At 37.8% G+C, this 15,861-nt stretch carries 21 protein-coding genes; 19 read left to right on the top strand and 2 right to left on the bottom strand.

Annotated elements, in window-relative coordinates; genetic code table 11:
• Positions 1 to 108: 108 nt before the first annotated feature.
• Complete coding sequence (locus J2S78_RS09950; RefSeq protein ID WP_306898248.1) at positions 109 to 1,017, top strand: patatin-like phospholipase family protein; 909 nt, start codon at positions 109 to 111, stop codon at positions 1,015 to 1,017.
• 4 nt (positions 1,018 to 1,021) lie between these two features.
• On the opposite strand, the gene J2S78_RS09945 is transcribed toward J2S78_RS09950, so the two are convergent.
• Both J2S78_RS09945 and J2S78_RS09940 read right to left on the bottom strand, forming a co-directional pair.
• Positions 1,022 to 1,786, bottom strand: a complete 765-nt coding sequence (locus J2S78_RS09945) for a phosphatase PAP2 family protein (protein WP_306898246.1) — start codon at positions 1,784 to 1,786, stop codon at positions 1,022 to 1,024.
• A 66-nt stretch (positions 1,787 to 1,852) separates the two neighbouring features.
• Positions 1,853 to 2,245 (bottom strand): hypothetical protein, encoded by a 393-nt coding sequence (locus J2S78_RS09940; RefSeq protein ID WP_306898245.1) that lies wholly within the window; start codon positions 2,243 to 2,245, stop codon positions 1,853 to 1,855.
• 309 nt (positions 2,246 to 2,554) lie between these two features.
• Here J2S78_RS09940 and J2S78_RS09935 point away from each other — a divergent pair, with 309 nt between their 5' ends.
• The 18 genes from J2S78_RS09935 to J2S78_RS09850 all read left to right on the top strand — a co-directional run bounded on the left by J2S78_RS09935 (position 2,555) and on the right by J2S78_RS09850 (position 15,415).
• Positions 2,555 to 3,013, top strand: a complete 459-nt coding sequence (locus tag J2S78_RS09935) for a YqhR family membrane protein (protein WP_306898243.1) — start codon at positions 2,555 to 2,557, stop codon at positions 3,011 to 3,013.
• A 68-nt stretch (positions 3,014 to 3,081) separates the two neighbouring features.
• The gene (locus tag J2S78_RS09930; protein WP_306898242.1) at positions 3,082 to 4,149 is read left to right on the top strand and encodes a M24 family metallopeptidase; all 1,068 of its coding nucleotides are present in this window, start codon (positions 3,082 to 3,084) and stop codon (positions 4,147 to 4,149) included.
• A gap of 59 nt (positions 4,150 to 4,208) precedes the next feature.
• Positions 4,209 to 4,766 (top strand): elongation factor P, encoded by a 558-nt coding sequence (efp, locus tag J2S78_RS09925; protein WP_306898241.1) that lies wholly within the window; start codon positions 4,209 to 4,211, stop codon positions 4,764 to 4,766.
• Between the two features lie 203 nt (positions 4,767 to 4,969).
• Positions 4,970 to 5,878 carry a stage III sporulation protein AA gene (spoIIIAA, locus tag J2S78_RS09920; RefSeq protein WP_306898238.1) on the top strand — a complete coding sequence of 303 codons (909 nt, stop codon included), beginning with the start codon at positions 4,970 to 4,972 and terminating at the stop codon, positions 5,876 to 5,878.
• A gap of 11 nt (positions 5,879 to 5,889) precedes the next feature.
• Positions 5,890 to 6,402, top strand: a complete 513-nt coding sequence (gene spoIIIAB, locus J2S78_RS09915) for a stage III sporulation protein SpoIIIAB (protein ID WP_306898236.1) — start codon at positions 5,890 to 5,892, stop codon at positions 6,400 to 6,402.
• 51 nt (positions 6,403 to 6,453) lie between these two features.
• Positions 6,454 to 6,660 (top strand): stage III sporulation protein AC, encoded by a 207-nt coding sequence (gene spoIIIAC, locus J2S78_RS09910; protein ID WP_026700262.1) that lies wholly within the window; start codon positions 6,454 to 6,456, stop codon positions 6,658 to 6,660.
• A gap of 12 nt (positions 6,661 to 6,672) precedes the next feature.
• Complete coding sequence (gene spoIIIAD, locus J2S78_RS09905) at positions 6,673 to 7,068, top strand: stage III sporulation protein AD (RefSeq protein WP_125554910.1); 396 nt, start codon at positions 6,673 to 6,675, stop codon at positions 7,066 to 7,068.
• Between the two features lie 4 nt (positions 7,069 to 7,072).
• Complete coding sequence (gene spoIIIAE / locus J2S78_RS09900; protein WP_306898229.1) at positions 7,073 to 8,269, top strand: stage III sporulation protein AE; 1,197 nt, start codon at positions 7,073 to 7,075, stop codon at positions 8,267 to 8,269.
• Positions 8,270 to 8,275: 6 nt separating this feature from the next.
• A complete protein-coding gene (gene spoIIIAF, locus J2S78_RS09895; RefSeq protein ID WP_306898227.1) occupies positions 8,276 to 8,920 on the top strand; it encodes a stage III sporulation protein AF in 645 nt (214 codons plus the stop codon).
• Positions 8,920 to 9,588, top strand: a complete 669-nt coding sequence (gene spoIIIAG / locus J2S78_RS09890) for a stage III sporulation protein AG (protein WP_306898225.1) — start codon at positions 8,920 to 8,922, stop codon at positions 9,586 to 9,588. Before spoIIIAF ends, spoIIIAG begins: the two co-directional genes overlap by 1 nt.
• 2 nt (positions 9,589 to 9,590) lie before the next feature.
• Complete coding sequence (locus J2S78_RS09885) at positions 9,591 to 10,238, top strand: SpoIIIAH-like family protein (RefSeq protein WP_306898223.1); 648 nt, start codon at positions 9,591 to 9,593, stop codon at positions 10,236 to 10,238.
• 380 nt (positions 10,239 to 10,618) lie between these two features.
• Positions 10,619 to 10,993 carry a hypothetical protein gene (locus J2S78_RS09880; RefSeq protein WP_306898221.1) on the top strand — a complete coding sequence of 125 codons (375 nt, stop codon included), beginning with the start codon at positions 10,619 to 10,621 and terminating at the stop codon, positions 10,991 to 10,993.
• 51 nt (positions 10,994 to 11,044) lie between these two features.
• Positions 11,045 to 11,446: an Asp23/Gls24 family envelope stress response protein gene (locus tag J2S78_RS09875; RefSeq protein ID WP_306898219.1), complete on the top strand. Its 402-nt coding sequence runs from the start codon at positions 11,045 to 11,047 to the stop codon at positions 11,444 to 11,446.
• 157 nt (positions 11,447 to 11,603) lie between these two features.
• Positions 11,604 to 11,999 (top strand): transcription antitermination factor NusB, encoded by a 396-nt coding sequence (gene nusB / locus J2S78_RS09870; RefSeq protein WP_306898217.1) that lies wholly within the window; start codon positions 11,604 to 11,606, stop codon positions 11,997 to 11,999.
• A 15-nt stretch (positions 12,000 to 12,014) separates the two neighbouring features.
• A complete protein-coding gene (gene folD, locus J2S78_RS09865; protein ID WP_306898215.1) occupies positions 12,015 to 12,875 on the top strand; it encodes a bifunctional methylenetetrahydrofolate dehydrogenase/methenyltetrahydrofolate cyclohydrolase FolD in 861 nt (286 codons plus the stop codon).
• Positions 12,875 to 14,266 (top strand): exodeoxyribonuclease VII large subunit, encoded by a 1,392-nt coding sequence (xseA, locus tag J2S78_RS09860; protein WP_306898213.1) that lies wholly within the window; start codon positions 12,875 to 12,877, stop codon positions 14,264 to 14,266. The genes folD and xseA overlap by 1 nt, the downstream gene beginning before the upstream one ends.
• Position 14,267: 1 nt before the next feature.
• Positions 14,268 to 14,531 (top strand): exodeoxyribonuclease VII small subunit, encoded by a 264-nt coding sequence (gene xseB / locus J2S78_RS09855; RefSeq protein ID WP_306898211.1) that lies wholly within the window; start codon positions 14,268 to 14,270, stop codon positions 14,529 to 14,531.
• Positions 14,531 to 15,415, top strand: a complete 885-nt coding sequence (locus J2S78_RS09850; protein ID WP_306898209.1) for a polyprenyl synthetase family protein — start codon at positions 14,531 to 14,533, stop codon at positions 15,413 to 15,415. The genes xseB and J2S78_RS09850 overlap by 1 nt, the downstream gene beginning before the upstream one ends.
• Positions 15,416 to 15,861: the final 446 nt, after the last annotated feature.

The following is a 15,861-nucleotide window of genomic DNA, read 5'->3' as shown; positions in this document are numbered from 1 at the left end:
CGAGTTTTTTTACAAAGCAGAAACCTTCACAAATAGTTCTGTTCCTCACATTCTTGCTATTTGCCCATATGATGGGAAAGAAATAACAGGAACAAGGGTGGAGTATCTATGAAGATAGATGGTGTTTTTGCAGGCGGTGGAGTCAAAGCATTTTCATTTATTGGGGCGTTAGATGCTGTTGAAAAAAAAGGTTATGATTTTGAGAGAACCGCAGGCACAAGTGCAGGTGCCCTAATGGCTGCTCTTATACAAGCAGGTTATAAGTCGGAAGAATTGAAATCAATATTTATGCCGTTAACCGGTGATGATGTTTTGGATGAAACGTGGTTTACCGAACGTTTTCCTTGGCTCTCTTGGATATCAGTTTATTGGAGATTGGGATTGTACAAGGGAGATAAGCTTGAAAAATGGATACACCATTTATTGGCTGATAAAAACATTTATACGTTTCGAGACCTACCTAAAGGTTCTTTGAAAATCATTGCGTCAGATTTGACGGCAGGTCGATTATTAATTTTACCGGATGATTTACCGAAATATGGTGTAGACCCTGATAGGTTTCCGGTAGCATTGGCTGTAAAAATGAGTTGTACGCTGCCATATATTTTTCAACCAGTGAAGTGGAGGACAGTGAATAAAAAGTATAGTCTTATTGTAGACGGAGGGATTTTAAGCAATTTTCCCTTATGGTTGTTTAGGGATGCGGAAACGGGGATGTGTAGAAGACCGGTTATTGGATTTCAGTTGTCCCCGGCACTACAAGACAGCCCACCACCAAAAATAAAGAATGCCGTTAAATTGTACCAATCTTTGTTTGATACAATGCGAAGAGCTCATGACCTCCGATATGTTTCTAAAAACGAAGCCAAGAATATCGTATTTATACCAGTCGAGAAAATAAAAAGTACCCAGTTTGATTTAAATGTTGAACAAAAGGAAGAATTGATTAAAATGGGGCACCACGAAACAGAATCATTTCTCAAAAGTTCTTTTGGAATTGGTAAAGCAGGTCAATAAACAATTATTTTACAGGCAAATTGCCTTCTCGGTGAGTTAATCTTAATTTAATGGAAAGCAATGGATTGATGTAAGTAATCCAACAACCAATCAAAGCAGCATGTAAAAACTCGATTAACGTTGTGGAAGGCATCCATGTTCGTGCATACGCAATAATGACAAGGCCAAAAAGACCAAGAATCGCCATGATGATTTTGTTTTGTGTGTGATGAGGAGGAACGATGCGGCCTTTCATTTTTTCAAAACTGAATCCGATACCGCTTCCTAATAGAAATCCTGCGTATGGAGCACCCTCAGGAAAGAGTAGTAACAGCGATGAGGGTAGAACGAGTGAAATGGATAAAATAATCGGCTCAGGAACACTTCCCATCCATTCCATGGAACGGTATACAGCGTAAACGATAAATATACCAATTAAAATGCCCATTATGACATCCTGCAAGGAACGGTCCCCATATAATAGAGTGATTATTGAAATAACCAGGAGAAACAGACTTGATAAAACAGTGAACCCCCTTTTTGATATTTCGGGAATTAAATAACCAAAAAACGAAGTTGCTGCCTGTACCTCACGAGCAGGGAATGAAAATGTAAAAGATGACTCTGCTGGAATTGGTGAAAAAGTATTTTTAATTAGACCATGAATATAAACAGTCAAGGTGACCACAATGAATAACTTTACACCAATATGTTTATCGACGTTCCAGTAAATAAGCGCAATAACAGTTAAAAAAAACCAATCTAAAACGGTGCCAGAGGCCCAATCCATATCCATCCTCTCCTTTGGAGTAAATTGGATGCATGCTTGTTTCAACACAAGAAAAACAGGCTCAGGTTAGAATAGAGCCCGATTTTTCTTTCGATTCTTTTTTCCTTCTATTACGGTCAGATTATGGTCTTTTCGACGCTTACTTGCTACTTTAGCAGGGCGTTTTTTTTGTGTCTTATTTTTAGACTGCTGTTGTTTGGCGGCTCTTTGGTATTTTTTTTGAGGGGAGTCAGCCTTTGAGTTAGTAGGTCTTGGGCCTGCAGAGCCTTGAAATTGATTCATTGATAAACGCTTTAATATAACTCGGGTAAATAAAAAATAAACACCAACAGCGACTGCCGTTCCGACAAATAGATATGTGAGCAGTCCAAGTGGATTTGTTAAAATTTGAAATCCTAAACCTAATATAGCCAGACCAACTATGATGATCATGAAAGGGTTAACGGGAAAGCGGGACAATAGAATCACCTCCGAAGTAGATAGCTGTTCATAAAACAGTATGATAAATCACAATGCTCAATAAACTTAATTTCCACTGCCTTATCCTTATTATTAATGGTAGTTGTAATTAGAAACTATTGATTGTAAATAACTATTATTTTTATTTTACATGATTGCGGGGTTTTTCTCTATAGATGATGATAAATGAAATACAGAAAGACTTATACATACCTATCCATTCCCTATTTTAAAGAAATTACACTTCAGTAGATCTTACGTATGAAGATGAGATCATTTATTCATAATAAGAATTACGGAGGTGTCAAAATGAATAAAGTATCGGTGTATAATCAAAAAGTAGCTATCATTGGTTTTTTCGGAGGTTTGATTTGGAGCTGTGTAGGTTATGCGGCATTTTCTTTAAATTTCACGAAAATGGGGCCGGCTATGGCTATGTTACCTTGGGCGCTTCCGCAATGGAAAGAGACCTACCTCGGCCATTTGGTTGGCATTTTCTTTTTGTCCCTTTTGTCTGTTGTTGTAGCGTTTATCTACCGGTTACTATTGCAAAAATGGGAATCCATATGGATTGGTATTGGGTTTGGAGTTTTTTTATGGTTTGTTGTATATTATTTATTACACCCGTTGTTTCCAGGAAAAGAACCGATTACGTCCATGAATTTTTCTAATTTAAGCACAACAATTTGTTTATTTGTTATATACGGGGTTTTTATCGGTTATTCGATTGCATACGAATATAGTGAAATGCAGCGTAATGAAGCGTAAACTATTCAAAGAGATTCCCTTATGATATATTTTAAAAAGAAGAGGAGAAATCGGGGAGGAATAGAAGCATGAAAAAACTGGAACAATTGCGCAGTATGCTGAAAGAAAAAAATGCAGACGCGATATTTATTAACAGCCCCGCTAACCGTCAATATCTTACAGGATTTACAGGAACAGCAGGGGCTGTTTTAATTACACAGGAGCAAGCTTTTTTCATCACGGATTTCCGTTACATAGAACAAGCGAAATCACAATGTGAAGGTTTTGAAATAATTGAACAGACATCGTCTGTTTTGAAAAGTTTGCAGAAAAAAAGCGAAGAGTTAAAATGGAATAGATTGGCTTTTGAAAAAAACCATTTAACTTATGCTTCATTTGAACAACTACGAGCTCATACAGAAGCAGAACTTTTACCTGTAGAAGGTTTAGTTGAGGAGATTCGATTATATAAAAATAAGGATGAATTAGCGGTCATACAACAAGCGGTTGATATTGCAGATCGTGCTTTTGAACATATTACAACCTATATAGAACCAGGGCGAAAAGAAATCGAAGTTAGTAATGAACTTGAATTTTTCATGCGTGAACAAGGTGCGGTATCCTCTTCTTTTGACATTATAGTCGCTTCTGGTACGAGAAGTGCACTGCCTCATGGAGTAGCCACTGAAAAAGAAATAGAAAGTGGAGATCTTGTGACACTGGATTTTGGAGCGTATTTTCAAGGATATTGTTCTGATATTACAAGAACGGTTGCTGTTGGAGAACCATCTAATGAGTTAAAGCGAATATATCAAACTGTTTATGAAGCACAGTGGAAGGCAGTAGAAGAAATAAAACCTGGAATGACAGGTGTAGAAGCTGATGCGATAGCAAGAGAGCATATTACAAAAGCAGGGTTTGGCCGTTCATTCGGCCATGGTCTTGGTCATGGTTTGGGGATGGAAGTTCATGAAGGACCGCGTTTATCTCCAAAAGGAGAACATACGTTAGAACCAGGGATGGTTGTAACAGTTGAACCCGGTATTTATGTTCCTGGTGTAGGAGGAACCCGGATTGAAGATGATATTGTAATAACAGATAAGGGGAACGAAAGATTATCTCAATCTCCAAAAGAATTAATGATTATCGGAAAATAAAAATATACGTATGTTATAGTAGAATGGAATAATGATTTGGTAGAGATGGAGGAAATGCAATGATTTCAGTAAACGATTTAAAAACAGGATTAACGGTTGAGGTTGAAGATGGTATTTGGTCAGTAGTTGATTTTCAACATGTGAAACCGGGCAAAGGAGCGGCATTCGTCCGTACAAAACTTCGGAGTTTACGTACAGGCGCAATTCAGGAAAAAACCTTTCGTGCTGGTGAGAAAATTAATCGTGCCCACATCGAGAACCGAAAGATGCAATATTTATATTCTAGTGGGGAAACTCATACATTCATGGATAACGAAACTTTTGATCAGCTGGAATTAACAAGCGATCAAATTGAATATGAATTAAACTTTCTGAAAGAAAACATGGAAATTAAAATTATGTCCTATGGGTCGGAAACATTAGGATTAGAATTACCGAATAACGTCGAATTGGAAGTATCTGAAACAGAACCAGGAATCAAAGGGGATACTGCTTCTGGTGGAACAAAACCCGCAATACTTGAAACAGGCTATAAAGTACAGGTTCCATTCTTTGTGAATGAAGGAGATGTACTCGTTGTTGATACAAGAAAAGGCGAATATGTTTCCAGAGCTTAATAGCTAAAAAAGACTGTCCCAAAAGTTGTTGAATGAAAACGACTTTTGAGGACAGTCTTTTTTTTGTCTTTGAATATACGGTAAAAGCCCCCTTCTGTAGATTTAATATGTTTACTGTGCCAATTGAGTATTTTTTCAGTTGCTTCGAGTTCTAGGTAGAACTTAAATGAATATGATTTATAAACAGATTGTGGAGGGGAAAAATGGACAATGTTCTGGCACTTCTTCCAAAAAAGATTCAAGCACTTTTTCTTGCATTACCTAAAAAATATAGAATAGAAGAAATCAGACTACGAATTTATAAGCCAATAGAAGTGGTAACCGCAAATCATTTCTTTTTTCTAGAAGGGCAGGATGAACAATCGTATGTCATGACCGAAGAAGATATGGAATATATATTAAACCAGCTGAGTGAATTTTCCATCTATGCTTTTCAGGAAGAGATGAAACAAGGTTATATAACAACAAGAGGCGGTCATCGTGTAGGTATTGGAGGACAAGTTGTACATGAGCAAGGAAAAGTGGTGAGCATTAAGCATATCCGTTTCTTTAACATCAGAATTGCAAATGATTTTCAGGGAACGGCTGCTCCGTATTTAGACAAGCTTCTAGACACACGTTACGGGCATACTCTCATCATTGGTTCGCCACAGTCCGGTAAAACAACATTTCTTCGTGATCTTGCCCGATCCGCTAGTGAAGGGGTAGCTGCATTAAACATTCCTTCTAGAAAAGTGGGTATCGTCGATGAACGTTCTGAACTAGCAGCGTGTTACCAAGGAATACCGTCGTTTGAAGTAGGGACAAGAACGGATGTGTTGGATGCTTGTCCAAAAGCAGAAGGAATGATGATGATGATCCGTTCGATGAGTCCAGAAGTTATTGTTGCTGATGAAGTAGGTAGAAAAGAAGATGTAGAGGCAATAATGGAAGCTGTTCATGCGGGTGTAACTATATTTTGTACTGTTCATGGTGTTTCGTATGAAGATGTAATGAAGCGACCGATGATTGGTGAACTGTTAAGATACCCGATATTTAAAAATATAATTTTGCTAGAACGTCAACATGACTATATAAATGTGAAACTAGAAAATATTCGTTCTGTTTCCTAAGGGGGGAGAAAATGAGCTGGCTCGGGGCGATATGTATCATAACAGCATGTACATGGGCTGGTTTTGAAATAGCTAAAAAACTGACGGAACGCCCGAAGCAATTACGTCAATTAAAAATCGCACTGCAAAGTTTTGAAGCGGAAATTATGTATGGAATGAGCCCGCTGCCAGAAGCCAGCAGAAAAATAAGTAAACAAATACCTGCCCCTCTTTCTTATTTATTTCATTTTTTTGCTGAGTATTTAAGAAAAGGGGAGAGTACAGTACCAAACGCTTGGAGTAAAAGTTTAGAAGAAACCTGGCCTTATACAGCACTGCAACTAGAAGAAAAAGAGGTTATGTATCAGTTTGGAACAACTCTTGGGCAACATGAAAAAGTACAGCAGCAAAAACATATCAGGCTAGCCATGATTCATCTTGAAAAAGAAGAAAAGGAAGCAAAAGAAACAGAACTTCGTTACGAAAAAATGGCAAAATCACTTGGATTTCTGGCAGGGTTACTGCTCATTGTAATTTTTATATAATGGCAAACCCTCCTGTCCTATTGTTGAACAGGAGTTAAAGGAGGTAACAACGTGGCCTATGATGTAAATACGATATTTCAAATCGCCGGCATAGGGATCATTGTAGCTATGATTCATACTGTTCTGAAACAAATGGGAAAAGAAGATTGGGCACATTGGGTCACCTTGATAGGATTTGTCGTTGTCTTGTATATGGTTGCATCCATCATTGATGAACTTTTTCAAAAGATAAAAAGTGTTTTTTTATTTCAGGGATAGGAGGCGATGGTTATTGAAATCGTTCAAGTAGTCGGTTTCGGTCTCATCGCCACTTTTTTAGTCCTTGTTGTGAAAGAAAATAAGCCGGTTATTGCTTTAGCCATCGCATTAGTTGCCGGAAGTATGATTTTTTTATTTATCATGGCTCCTTTGCAGTCGGCCATAGAATTAATTATTACTTTGTCTGGACAAGCCGGCATTAACAACATGTACATCCAAACCCTTTTAAAGATTATAGGCATAGCCTACTTGTCAGAGTTTGGAGCTCACATAGCAAGAGACGCCGATCAAGAATCCATCGCCGCAAAAATTGAACTAGCTGGAAAAATGTTAATTATTATGCTCGCAATTCCTATTTTTGAAGTGCTTATCGAAACTGTAATGGCTCTGTTACCAGGAGGAGCATAAGGAAGTGAAAAGATTGAAAAAGTATTTGATGATTCTACTCATTGTCTTCATATGGCACTTCTCAGCAGATAGTTATGCAGCTTCTGATGACGAACAAGAAAACCAATCTGCACTTGAAAATTTTAAAGACGAGCAGCTTGAAAATATTAACATGTCCGAAATCACACGTTATTGGGAAAATATTCGTACAGAATATGGTGTGTTTTTACCAGAATCTCAAAAAGGTTCTATAAAAGATTTTATTGATGGGGAAAAAACGTTTTCTCCGAAGGAATGGGGCATAGCATTTTTAAAATATGTTTTCCATGAAGTTACGGCAAATGGGAAATTAATGGGTACTTTATTAGTTTTGGCGGTATTTAGCGCTATATTAAAAGCTTTACAAAATGCTTTTGAAACAAAAATGATAAGTAAGGCGGCGTATGCTGTAGTTTTTATTGTGTTGATGGTAATCGCATTAAATAGTTTTTACATTGCTATGAATTACGTACAGGACACTGTGGCTAACATGGTTCATTTTATGATCGCTTTATTACCTTTGATGCTGGCACTTTTAGCATCAAGCGGTTCCCTTGCTTCTGCAGGGTTATTCCATCCGCTTGTCATTTTACTTGTTCAAACGAGTGGTCTGTTGATTGACTACTTTATATTACCGTTACTGTTTTTTTCGGCCATTATAAGCATTGTCAGTAGTTTGAACGATCATATTAAAATAACAAAACTGGCAGAATTATTACGTAATGTAGCGATGGGAGTATTAGCTATTTTTTTTACTATTTTCTTAGGTGTTATTTCCGTTCAAGGAGCAACGGCAGCAGTAACTGATGGGATTGCCGTGCGTACAACAAAATTTATTGCAGGGAATTTTGTACCAGTTATCGGAAGAATGTTTACAGATGCTGCTGATACTGCACTCGGAGCGTCTGTTCTTCTTAAAAACACCGTTGGAATAGCTGGTCTTGCAGTATTATTTCTTATATGCGCTTTTCCAGCAATAAAAATATTGGTTATCGGATTTATCTTTCATTTTACGGCTGCTCTCATTCAACCTTTAGGAGAAGGTCCGCTTCTGGATGCCTTATCCATGCTTGGGAAAACTGTTTTGTCCATGTTTGCAGCTCTTGCTGCTGTTTCTTTTATGTTCTTTTTAGCATTAACGTTAATTATTGCTTCCGGCAACATTTCTTTAATGGTGAGGTGAGAAAGGGTGGAGTGGTTAAGTCAGTGGATGAGTAATTTAATAATTTTTTTACTTGCTGCGTTTCTATTAGAGTTATTACTTCCGTCATCGTCATTTCAAAAATATGCAAGACTTGTTCTCTCCTTTATATTAATGCTTTTAATCATTGAGCCAATTCTATCGTTAACGAATAGTGCCTCGGAAGAAAAATTAAAAGAACGAATAGATACGTTGAGTGACAGTAATTTTGAAAATCAATCTGTTGAATTGCAAGTAAATAATCAAAAAAACGAAATAGAAGCAGGACAAGATGCATATATTTCTAAACAAGTATCAATCCAGCTCAAAGATCAAGTGAGTGACCACTTAAAAGAACAATGGGGATGGGAGGTAGAAAACATTTCGTTTGAGCCGGGTGAGGAGAATGAAACTGATATGGATAAAGCATCCGTTCACGTTTCTCTTACTTCACACAAGGAAGAAGACAACTCCTCGTCAGATATAGAGACCGTCCGAATTGATGTGGAGCAACAATCTGACGAAATAGAAAATACTGAAGAAACCAATGAATCACAACAGCCTGCACGAGCAGATATTAAAACGTATTTAGCTGAAACATGGGAAATCTCGGAGGAACAAATTAGCATTTCTATGCTGGAGGAGGGAGGATAATGGCGGAAGAAAAAGATGATTCTTTAAAACAATGGTTTAAGCAATGGTTCAACAAAGGAGAGAATAAAAAGCCGCAAAAAAAGAAAACCCTCTCCCTGTATTTAGTTGTTATTCTCGTTTTTGGTATTGTGCTAATGATTGTTGGAACGATGGGCAATGACGAAGAAGACTCCAGTGAACAAGACTGGCTTCAAGATTCATCTACAGAAATAGAAACACTTCAAACAGGTTCGGACACAGAATCTGAATCAACGATAAATCAGTTGGAAAAAGCAATGCAATCAAGATTAAAAGATATGCTGGATAATATATCAAACGTGTCGGATGTAACGGTCATGATTAATCTAGAAGGATCTGAAAAAAAAGTGTACGAGAAAGATAAGACATTGAGGCAGCAGACAACTACTGAAGAAGATCAAGAAGGTGGAACAAGAGAACTTGAAGATGGTTCAACAGAGGAGCAAATAGTAATTGTACGACAGGGGGAACAAGAAGAGCCGCTTCTTCTTCATACAAAAAAACCAGAGGCAAAGGGGGTACTCGTTGTTGCAAGAGGAGTTGAAGATATAAAAGTTGAAGAATGGGTTGTAGAAGCGGTCACAAGAGTGCTGGATATTGCCCCGCATAAAGTATCAGTATTACCAAGGAATCAACAGGAAGGAGAATGAAAATGGTGTTAAAAAAACAAACGGTTTGGTTAATGACAATGCTGAGTTTGACAATTGTACTTGCAGTTTATTATATTACGTCTCCAGATGACGTAGCTGAAGAAGATCCTGAAGCCCTGGAGGATTCTGATGAAGTGACAGCCATGACAGAAGATGAAGAGTTAGTGGAATGGTTATCGGACGAGGAAATGGAGACCACTATTGACGAAACAGAGCCGTCCTCTGAAGAAGGTGCCATTGAAGAAGATGAAGGCACTGACGAAGAAGCAGTAATGGAGGGAGAAACAGAAACGGATAGCAACTTATTTAGTGAACTTCGTCTAGAACGAGAAGAATCCCGAAGCCGTTTAAGAGAAGAGTACACGGAGACACTTGCTTCAGAAGACTTCTCAGCAGCAGAAAAAAGTGAGGCATACGAAAAGCGGGAAACTTTACAAGAACGACAACAACTAGAAAGTACATTAGAAAGTCTTATCCAATCGGAAGGTTATGAAGAAGCTGTTGTACTTTCCAATGAGGATAATACCCGGATAATTGTGCAGGCTGAGGATTTAACAACAGAAGATGCAGTAGCGTTAAACAGAATAGCTGCTGACCAGTTAGGAGAGGAAGAAATCGTTATTGGTCATCAGCCAACAGCATCAAAATAATCTTATTATGAGACGAAGAGTGTCCTAAACTTACTAAGAGTAGAAAGAAATCTTTATGGTAACGGTATTCGTAGCAAATAGAGACTAACCGTAAAAATTTAAGCCAGATGTTTTTCCTTTTTTAACAATATTTGTTATCAAACAGCTGTGATGTTGGTGTAGCTCCCATCATCACGGCTGTTTTTATTTTTTTGGAGAAAGGTTTTAACCTTACATTTGTGGGTGGTTTATTTAGGTATAAATATACTTATTCTATCTAAAAAGCAACGTCACATAGTCTTCAAAGTCAAGGGACATAATGAAAAATACAACGGAGCATGATATAATTTAACACATGGAAATTATTTTGCGGCAAGATATAAAATGAGGAGAGATTTTTGATGGAGTGGACCGATTTAACAGAAGGCTCAAAAGCTGTTTTAGAACAAACAAGAAATATGAAAAATGATCAAATACAAATCGTTGAATTTGAAATAGGATTTGAACAAGAATATGGAGAAGGAGACAACTCCTATATTGTTTCTATTCAAGAGAATGATTATGAAAATTTAAAACGTTTCACGAAAGAAAATGAATATGGGGATAAGTACCATATGGCTCGTAACAAAAACATAGTAAAAATTATCTTATTAGAAAACGGGAAAATTCCTGATAATCTCTCGGAGTTTCCTGTATTTCGACAATATAAATTCGATTATTTAAAAAAGAATAGAGAAACGGAGTCAGCTGAAGAGACAGCAGAGCAAGAAGACTGACTTTTTCACTAAGAACAAACGTAAAGGATAATAACCTTGGAGGTGAAAAGCTTGAGTGAATATCGAATGATTGATCTAGAAGAAGAAAAAAATGAATTAGGGAAAATTGAGATTTCTCCTGAAGTGATAGAAGTGATAACGGGACTCGCTGCTTCTGAGGTCGAAGGTGTTTTTTCTATGCGGGGAAATTTTGCTGCCGGTGTCGTTGAACGTTTAGGAAAAAAAAATCACGGAAAAGGTGTCAAAGTAGAATTACGCGAGGACGGGGTCAAAATTGATATTTCTCTTGTTTTAAACTACGGCGTATCTGTACCAGAAGTGGCGAGGGAAGTTCAGACCAATATTCAACAAGCACTTCAAACAATGACTTCCATCACGTTAGATTCCATCAATGTACATGTTCTTAGTATTCACTTGGATGTGCAGGAAGAAGCAAATGAAGCATACAAATGAATCGGGCGTCGGCTTTAGCCAAATAACTCGGCAAAAAGCCGAGTTTTTCTAATATGATAGGAAATGGTTTTTAGTGTCTTCCGTATTTTTAAGGCAGCTTTTTTTTGTATGGTAGTCAGTATGCATTATGATGGTTAAAAAAGAAGGAGAAAAAGGTATGAATCGACGTATAGCAAGACTAAGAGCGGTACAAGCATTATATCAAATCGACTTAACAGAGGCGACTTGGAACGAAGCTCTTACGAACACATTAGAAGATGATGAAACAGCAGATGAGTTTTTAGAAGAAGCAGTTCGAGGAACTTTAGATTATGCAGAAATAATTAACCCCATCATAAAAAAACATTTACAGCATTGGACACTGGAAAGGGTAGGAAACGTGGACCGAGCTATACTTCGTGAAGCTGTCCATGAAATGTTATATATGGATGACATACCTTTGCATGTGAGTGTAAATGAAGCGATTGAAATTGCTAAGGCTTTTGGTGGTGAAGAGTCTGGTAAATTTGTTAATGGTGTTTTATCAAGTATTTTAAAAGAACATGAAAGATAAAGGAGAGAAATGAAAATGACAGCGTCCATTATTAGTGGTAAAGAAGTAGCTGCTAGCTTAAGAAATGAAATAAAACTAGAAGTCCAGGAATGGAAAGATAATGTTACTCCTGGTTTAGCGGTTATTTTGGTTGGCGATAATCCTGCTTCAAGATCTTATGTAAAAGGAAAAGAAAAGGCATCTAGTGAAGTTGGCATTTATTCTGAATTAACGGAAATGCCGGAAGATATTTCGGAAAAGAATTTGTTAGATAAAGTGGAAGAATATAATCAAAACCCAGCTATACATGGAATTTTAGTACAGTTGCCGTTACCTGATCATATTTCGGAGAAAAAAGTTATTGAAAGCATTTCGCCAGAAAAAGATGTTGATGGCTTTCATCCTATAACTATAGGAAGGATGATGACTGGTCAAGATACGTTTTTGCCTTGTACTCCGTTTGGAATTTTAAAAATGCTTAAATACAAAGATATTGAGATAGAAGGGAAACATGCTGTAGTTATTGGAAGAAGTAATATTGTAGGTAAACCTGTTGGGCAACTGTTGTTAAATGAAAATGCTACAGTTACATATTGTCACTCAAGAACTGCGGATCTTCCATCTTACACGGGACAAGCTGACATTGTCATTGCTGCCACTGGAATAGCAGAGTTTATTACAAAGGAACATGTGAAAGATGGAGCTGTTGTCATAGATGTGGGAATGAATCGTAAGGAAGACGGAAAACTATGTGGAGATGTCGCCTTTGAAGAAGTAAAAGAAAAAGCATCTTATCTCACTCCAGTTCCAGGAGGAGTCGGTCCAATGACAATTACAATGTTACTATATAACACGTTACAATCGGCGAAGAAATTTGTGAATAAGGACAAGCGATAATGAAACAGTATCAAGGCAGTTGGCTTAGTGTCTCTCAGTTAACTACACAAATTAAGAAGACAATTGAACTTGATGATGAGTTACAGCAAGTTTGGCTGAGAGCCGAGATATCTAATTTTAAAAAGCATAGCCGCGGACATATGTACTTTACTTTAAAAGATGATAAATCAAAAATATCGGCCGTAATGTTTGCCGGGAACAATCGCCGTTTAACATTTGAACCAGAGAATGGTATGAAAGTGCTAATAAAGGGACATATTTCCGTTTACGAACCTTTTGGGCAATATCAATTATATGTGAGGGAGATGGAACCTGACGGAATTGGTCAGTTATATATTAAATATGAGCAATTAAAGAAAAAATTAGAGCAGGAAGGTTTATTTGACAAAGAAAGAAAAAAGGATATTCCTTCCTTTCCAAGAGAAATAGCTATTATTACTTCTCCTACTGGTGCCGCTATAAGAGATATGGTCACAACGTTAAAGAGACGGTTTCCTGTAACGAGAATTACGCTGTTTCCAGTGTTGGTGCAAGGGAAAGAAGCTCCTTCATCTATTGTTACAGCAATGAATCAAATGGAATCAATGGGATCGTTTGATTTGTTGCTGTTTGGAAGAGGTGGCGGCTCCATTGAGGAATTGTGGGCATTTAATGAAGAAGCAGTAGCTAGAAAAATTGCTGCTCTATCTACTCCCTCCATCTCAGCCGTTGGCCACGAAACCGACTTCACGATTGCAGATTTTATAGCAGATATAAGGGCGGCAACACCTACGGCTGCGGCTGAACTTGCGGTTCCTGATGTGAACGAATTAGAGCGTCAACACAATCAATTGAAAGCAAGGCTACAACGTGCTGTACAAGGACGTTTGAGTAGTGAAAGAGAACGGTTGAATCGCATGAAAAGATCCTATGCCTTTCGCTATCCTACACATCTATTAAAGCAAAAAGAACAAGAGTTGGACCGTTTAATATCTAGGTTGGAAAAAGCTCTAACCGCCAAAAAAGTCAGTCAAAAAGAACGTCTACAATCAATCTATAAGCGCCTTTACCGTCAGCATCCTTACAGACTTTTAGATATTGAGAAAAACAACTTAAATCAAATGAATAAAAGAATGGATATTGCAATGAAACGTTTTATCTCGGGTAAAGAAGACCGATTTAATCATGTGTTGCAAAAACTGCAAATACTTAATCCGTTGGATATTATGAAACGCGGCTATAATGTGGCCTATTCAGAAAAAGGAACTATCATAAAATCAATTAAGCATGTTGACGCGGGTGAACGGATAACGATGTACTTACAAGATGGAGCTGTACAAACTAAAGCAGAATCATTTTCTGACGTATCTCTGTGGCAAACTGATGAGCATAGCAACGAAGGAGAGGATTGAAATGAGCGATAATTCCGAAGAAACAAAAGAAACACTAGAAGAAAATGTATCGTTTGAAGCAGCGATGGAAAAATTGGAAAATATCGTTGAAAAGCTTGAAGAAGGAGAAGTTCCCCTTGAAAAAGCAATTACCATGTACCAAGAAGGGATGAATTTATCTAATACATGTCATGAAAAACTGCGTCGTGTTGAAGAACAGATGGACAGAGTGGTTGAAGAAGATGGGGAAATTAAGCCACTTCTATCGGAGGAGGACGAAGGTTGATGAACTCAGAACTAAAATCGTTCATTGATACCCATAAAGATGAAATAGATCAACGTCTTGTCCAGCTCTTTGAGACGATGGAGTGCCCTTCCAAACTGAAAGAGGCAATGCTCTATTCTATTAACGCAGGTGGGAAGAGGATTAGACCTTTATTGATGCTCGCTGCCATTCAGTCTTATAGAAATATTAACGAAACGGATTATGATGCAGTATGTGCAGTAGAAATGGTTCATACATATTCATTAATACATGATGATTTACCAGCTATGGATGATGATGATTATCGACGTGGTAAATTAACAAATCATAAAGTATATGGCGAAGCATTTGCTGTTTTATCTGGAGATGCTTTATTGACAAAAGCATTTGAAACCTTGAGCAATTTATCTAACGTTAATGACCTGAACAAAGTAAAGTTAATACAAGAATTTGCTAAAGATTCAGGGGCAGAAGGAATGGTAGGAGGTCAAGCAGCTGACTTAGAAGGAGAGGGAAAAGACCTATCACTTGAAGAGTTAGAATACATTCATCACCACAAGACCGGAGCTTTATTGAATTTTTCTATAGTTGCTGGTGGTATTCTTGGAGGGGCACCAAGCGACGACATTCAACAGCTACGAATATTTTCCCAAGAACTTGGGTTAGTTTTTCAAATAAAGGATGACATTTTGGACGTAGAAGGTAATGAAGTAGAAATGGGAAAAGCGACAGGCGCTGATCAGAATAAAAACAAAAGCACTTACCCACGGTTGTTAACACTTGAAGGTGCCAAAGAAAAACTTGTTTATCATGCTGATATAGCAAAAAGCTCTTTACAAACGACGTCTGCTTCGTCTACACTGCTAGAAAACTTTGTCGATTATGTGATGATGCGTTTAAATTAAAAAATTGACGCATATGAAACGTTTGTATAGAATATTACATTCGTGATATAATGTAATCACATGAAAATCGGATGGTGCAGTATTCTAGTCGGTTCTCCATTTTCGAGGGCGGGCCTAAAAATCCGCTGAAGGGCACATCGATGAAGTTCCTGATGTCGGCTCGAGGCGCCCAGCCTTGGGTCAATGTTGGGAGTAAAGGCGTAAGGGCGATCCACAAAGGCATGTGGGCGCGAACCCTTTCGCCGCGGAGGCCTTTTCTATGGAAAAGGTAAGACCTGCAACGTAAGCCAAGGGAAGGTTTACGTGCAGCGTAGCCTGCCTTGAGTGGAGCAGTGGGGAAGATCGCATGTAGGAAGATATCACCGCCGGCCAGCGACTATCTTTCTATTATCTGAAACCTGCTCTGCAAAAGAGGCTAAGAAAGTGGCACGGAATTGTCGAGGAAA

It is taken from the genome of Salibacterium salarium (assembly GCF_030813635.1).
In the GTDB taxonomy this organism is placed as follows: Bacteria; Bacillota; Bacilli; order Bacillales; family Marinococcaceae; genus Salibacterium; species Salibacterium salarium.
Note: the sequence above shows the minus strand (reverse complement) of the source record. Positions and strands in the feature narration are given on the sequence as shown.

Excerpts from the sequence above, each read along its gene's own strand:
- efp (WP_306898241.1), top strand. The coding sequence starts at position 4,209 with ATGATTTCAGTAAACGATTTAAAAACAGGATTAACGGTTGAGGTTGAA.
- xseA (WP_306898213.1), top strand. The coding sequence starts at position 12,875 with ATGAAACAGTATCAAGGCAGTTGGCTTAGTGTCTCTCAGTTAACTACA.
- nusB (WP_306898217.1), top strand. The coding sequence starts at position 11,604 with ATGAATCGACGTATAGCAAGACTAAGAGCGGTACAAGCATTATATCAA.
- J2S78_RS09945 (WP_306898246.1), bottom strand. The coding sequence starts at position 1,786 with ATGGATTGGGCCTCTGGCACCGTTTTAGATTGGTTTTTTTTAACTGTT.
- spoIIIAB (WP_306898236.1), top strand. The coding sequence starts at position 5,890 with ATGAGCTGGCTCGGGGCGATATGTATCATAACAGCATGTACATGGGCT.
- J2S78_RS09880 (WP_306898221.1), top strand. The coding sequence starts at position 10,619 with ATGGAGTGGACCGATTTAACAGAAGGCTCAAAAGCTGTTTTAGAACAA.
- folD (WP_306898215.1), top strand. The coding sequence starts at position 12,015 with ATGACAGCGTCCATTATTAGTGGTAAAGAAGTAGCTGCTAGCTTAAGA.
- J2S78_RS09930 (WP_306898242.1), top strand. The coding sequence starts at position 3,082 with ATGAAAAAACTGGAACAATTGCGCAGTATGCTGAAAGAAAAAAATGCA.
- J2S78_RS09950 (WP_306898248.1), top strand. The coding sequence starts at position 109 with ATGAAGATAGATGGTGTTTTTGCAGGCGGTGGAGTCAAAGCATTTTCA.
- J2S78_RS09935 (WP_306898243.1), top strand. The coding sequence starts at position 2,555 with ATGAATAAAGTATCGGTGTATAATCAAAAAGTAGCTATCATTGGTTTT.
- J2S78_RS09885 (WP_306898223.1), top strand. The coding sequence starts at position 9,591 with ATGGTGTTAAAAAAACAAACGGTTTGGTTAATGACAATGCTGAGTTTG.
- spoIIIAA (WP_306898238.1), top strand. The coding sequence starts at position 4,970 with ATGGACAATGTTCTGGCACTTCTTCCAAAAAAGATTCAAGCACTTTTT.
- J2S78_RS09850 (WP_306898209.1), top strand. The coding sequence starts at position 14,531 with ATGAACTCAGAACTAAAATCGTTCATTGATACCCATAAAGATGAAATA.
- spoIIIAG (WP_306898225.1), top strand. The coding sequence starts at position 8,920 with ATGGCGGAAGAAAAAGATGATTCTTTAAAACAATGGTTTAAGCAATGG.
- xseB (WP_306898211.1), top strand. The coding sequence starts at position 14,268 with ATGAGCGATAATTCCGAAGAAACAAAAGAAACACTAGAAGAAAATGTA.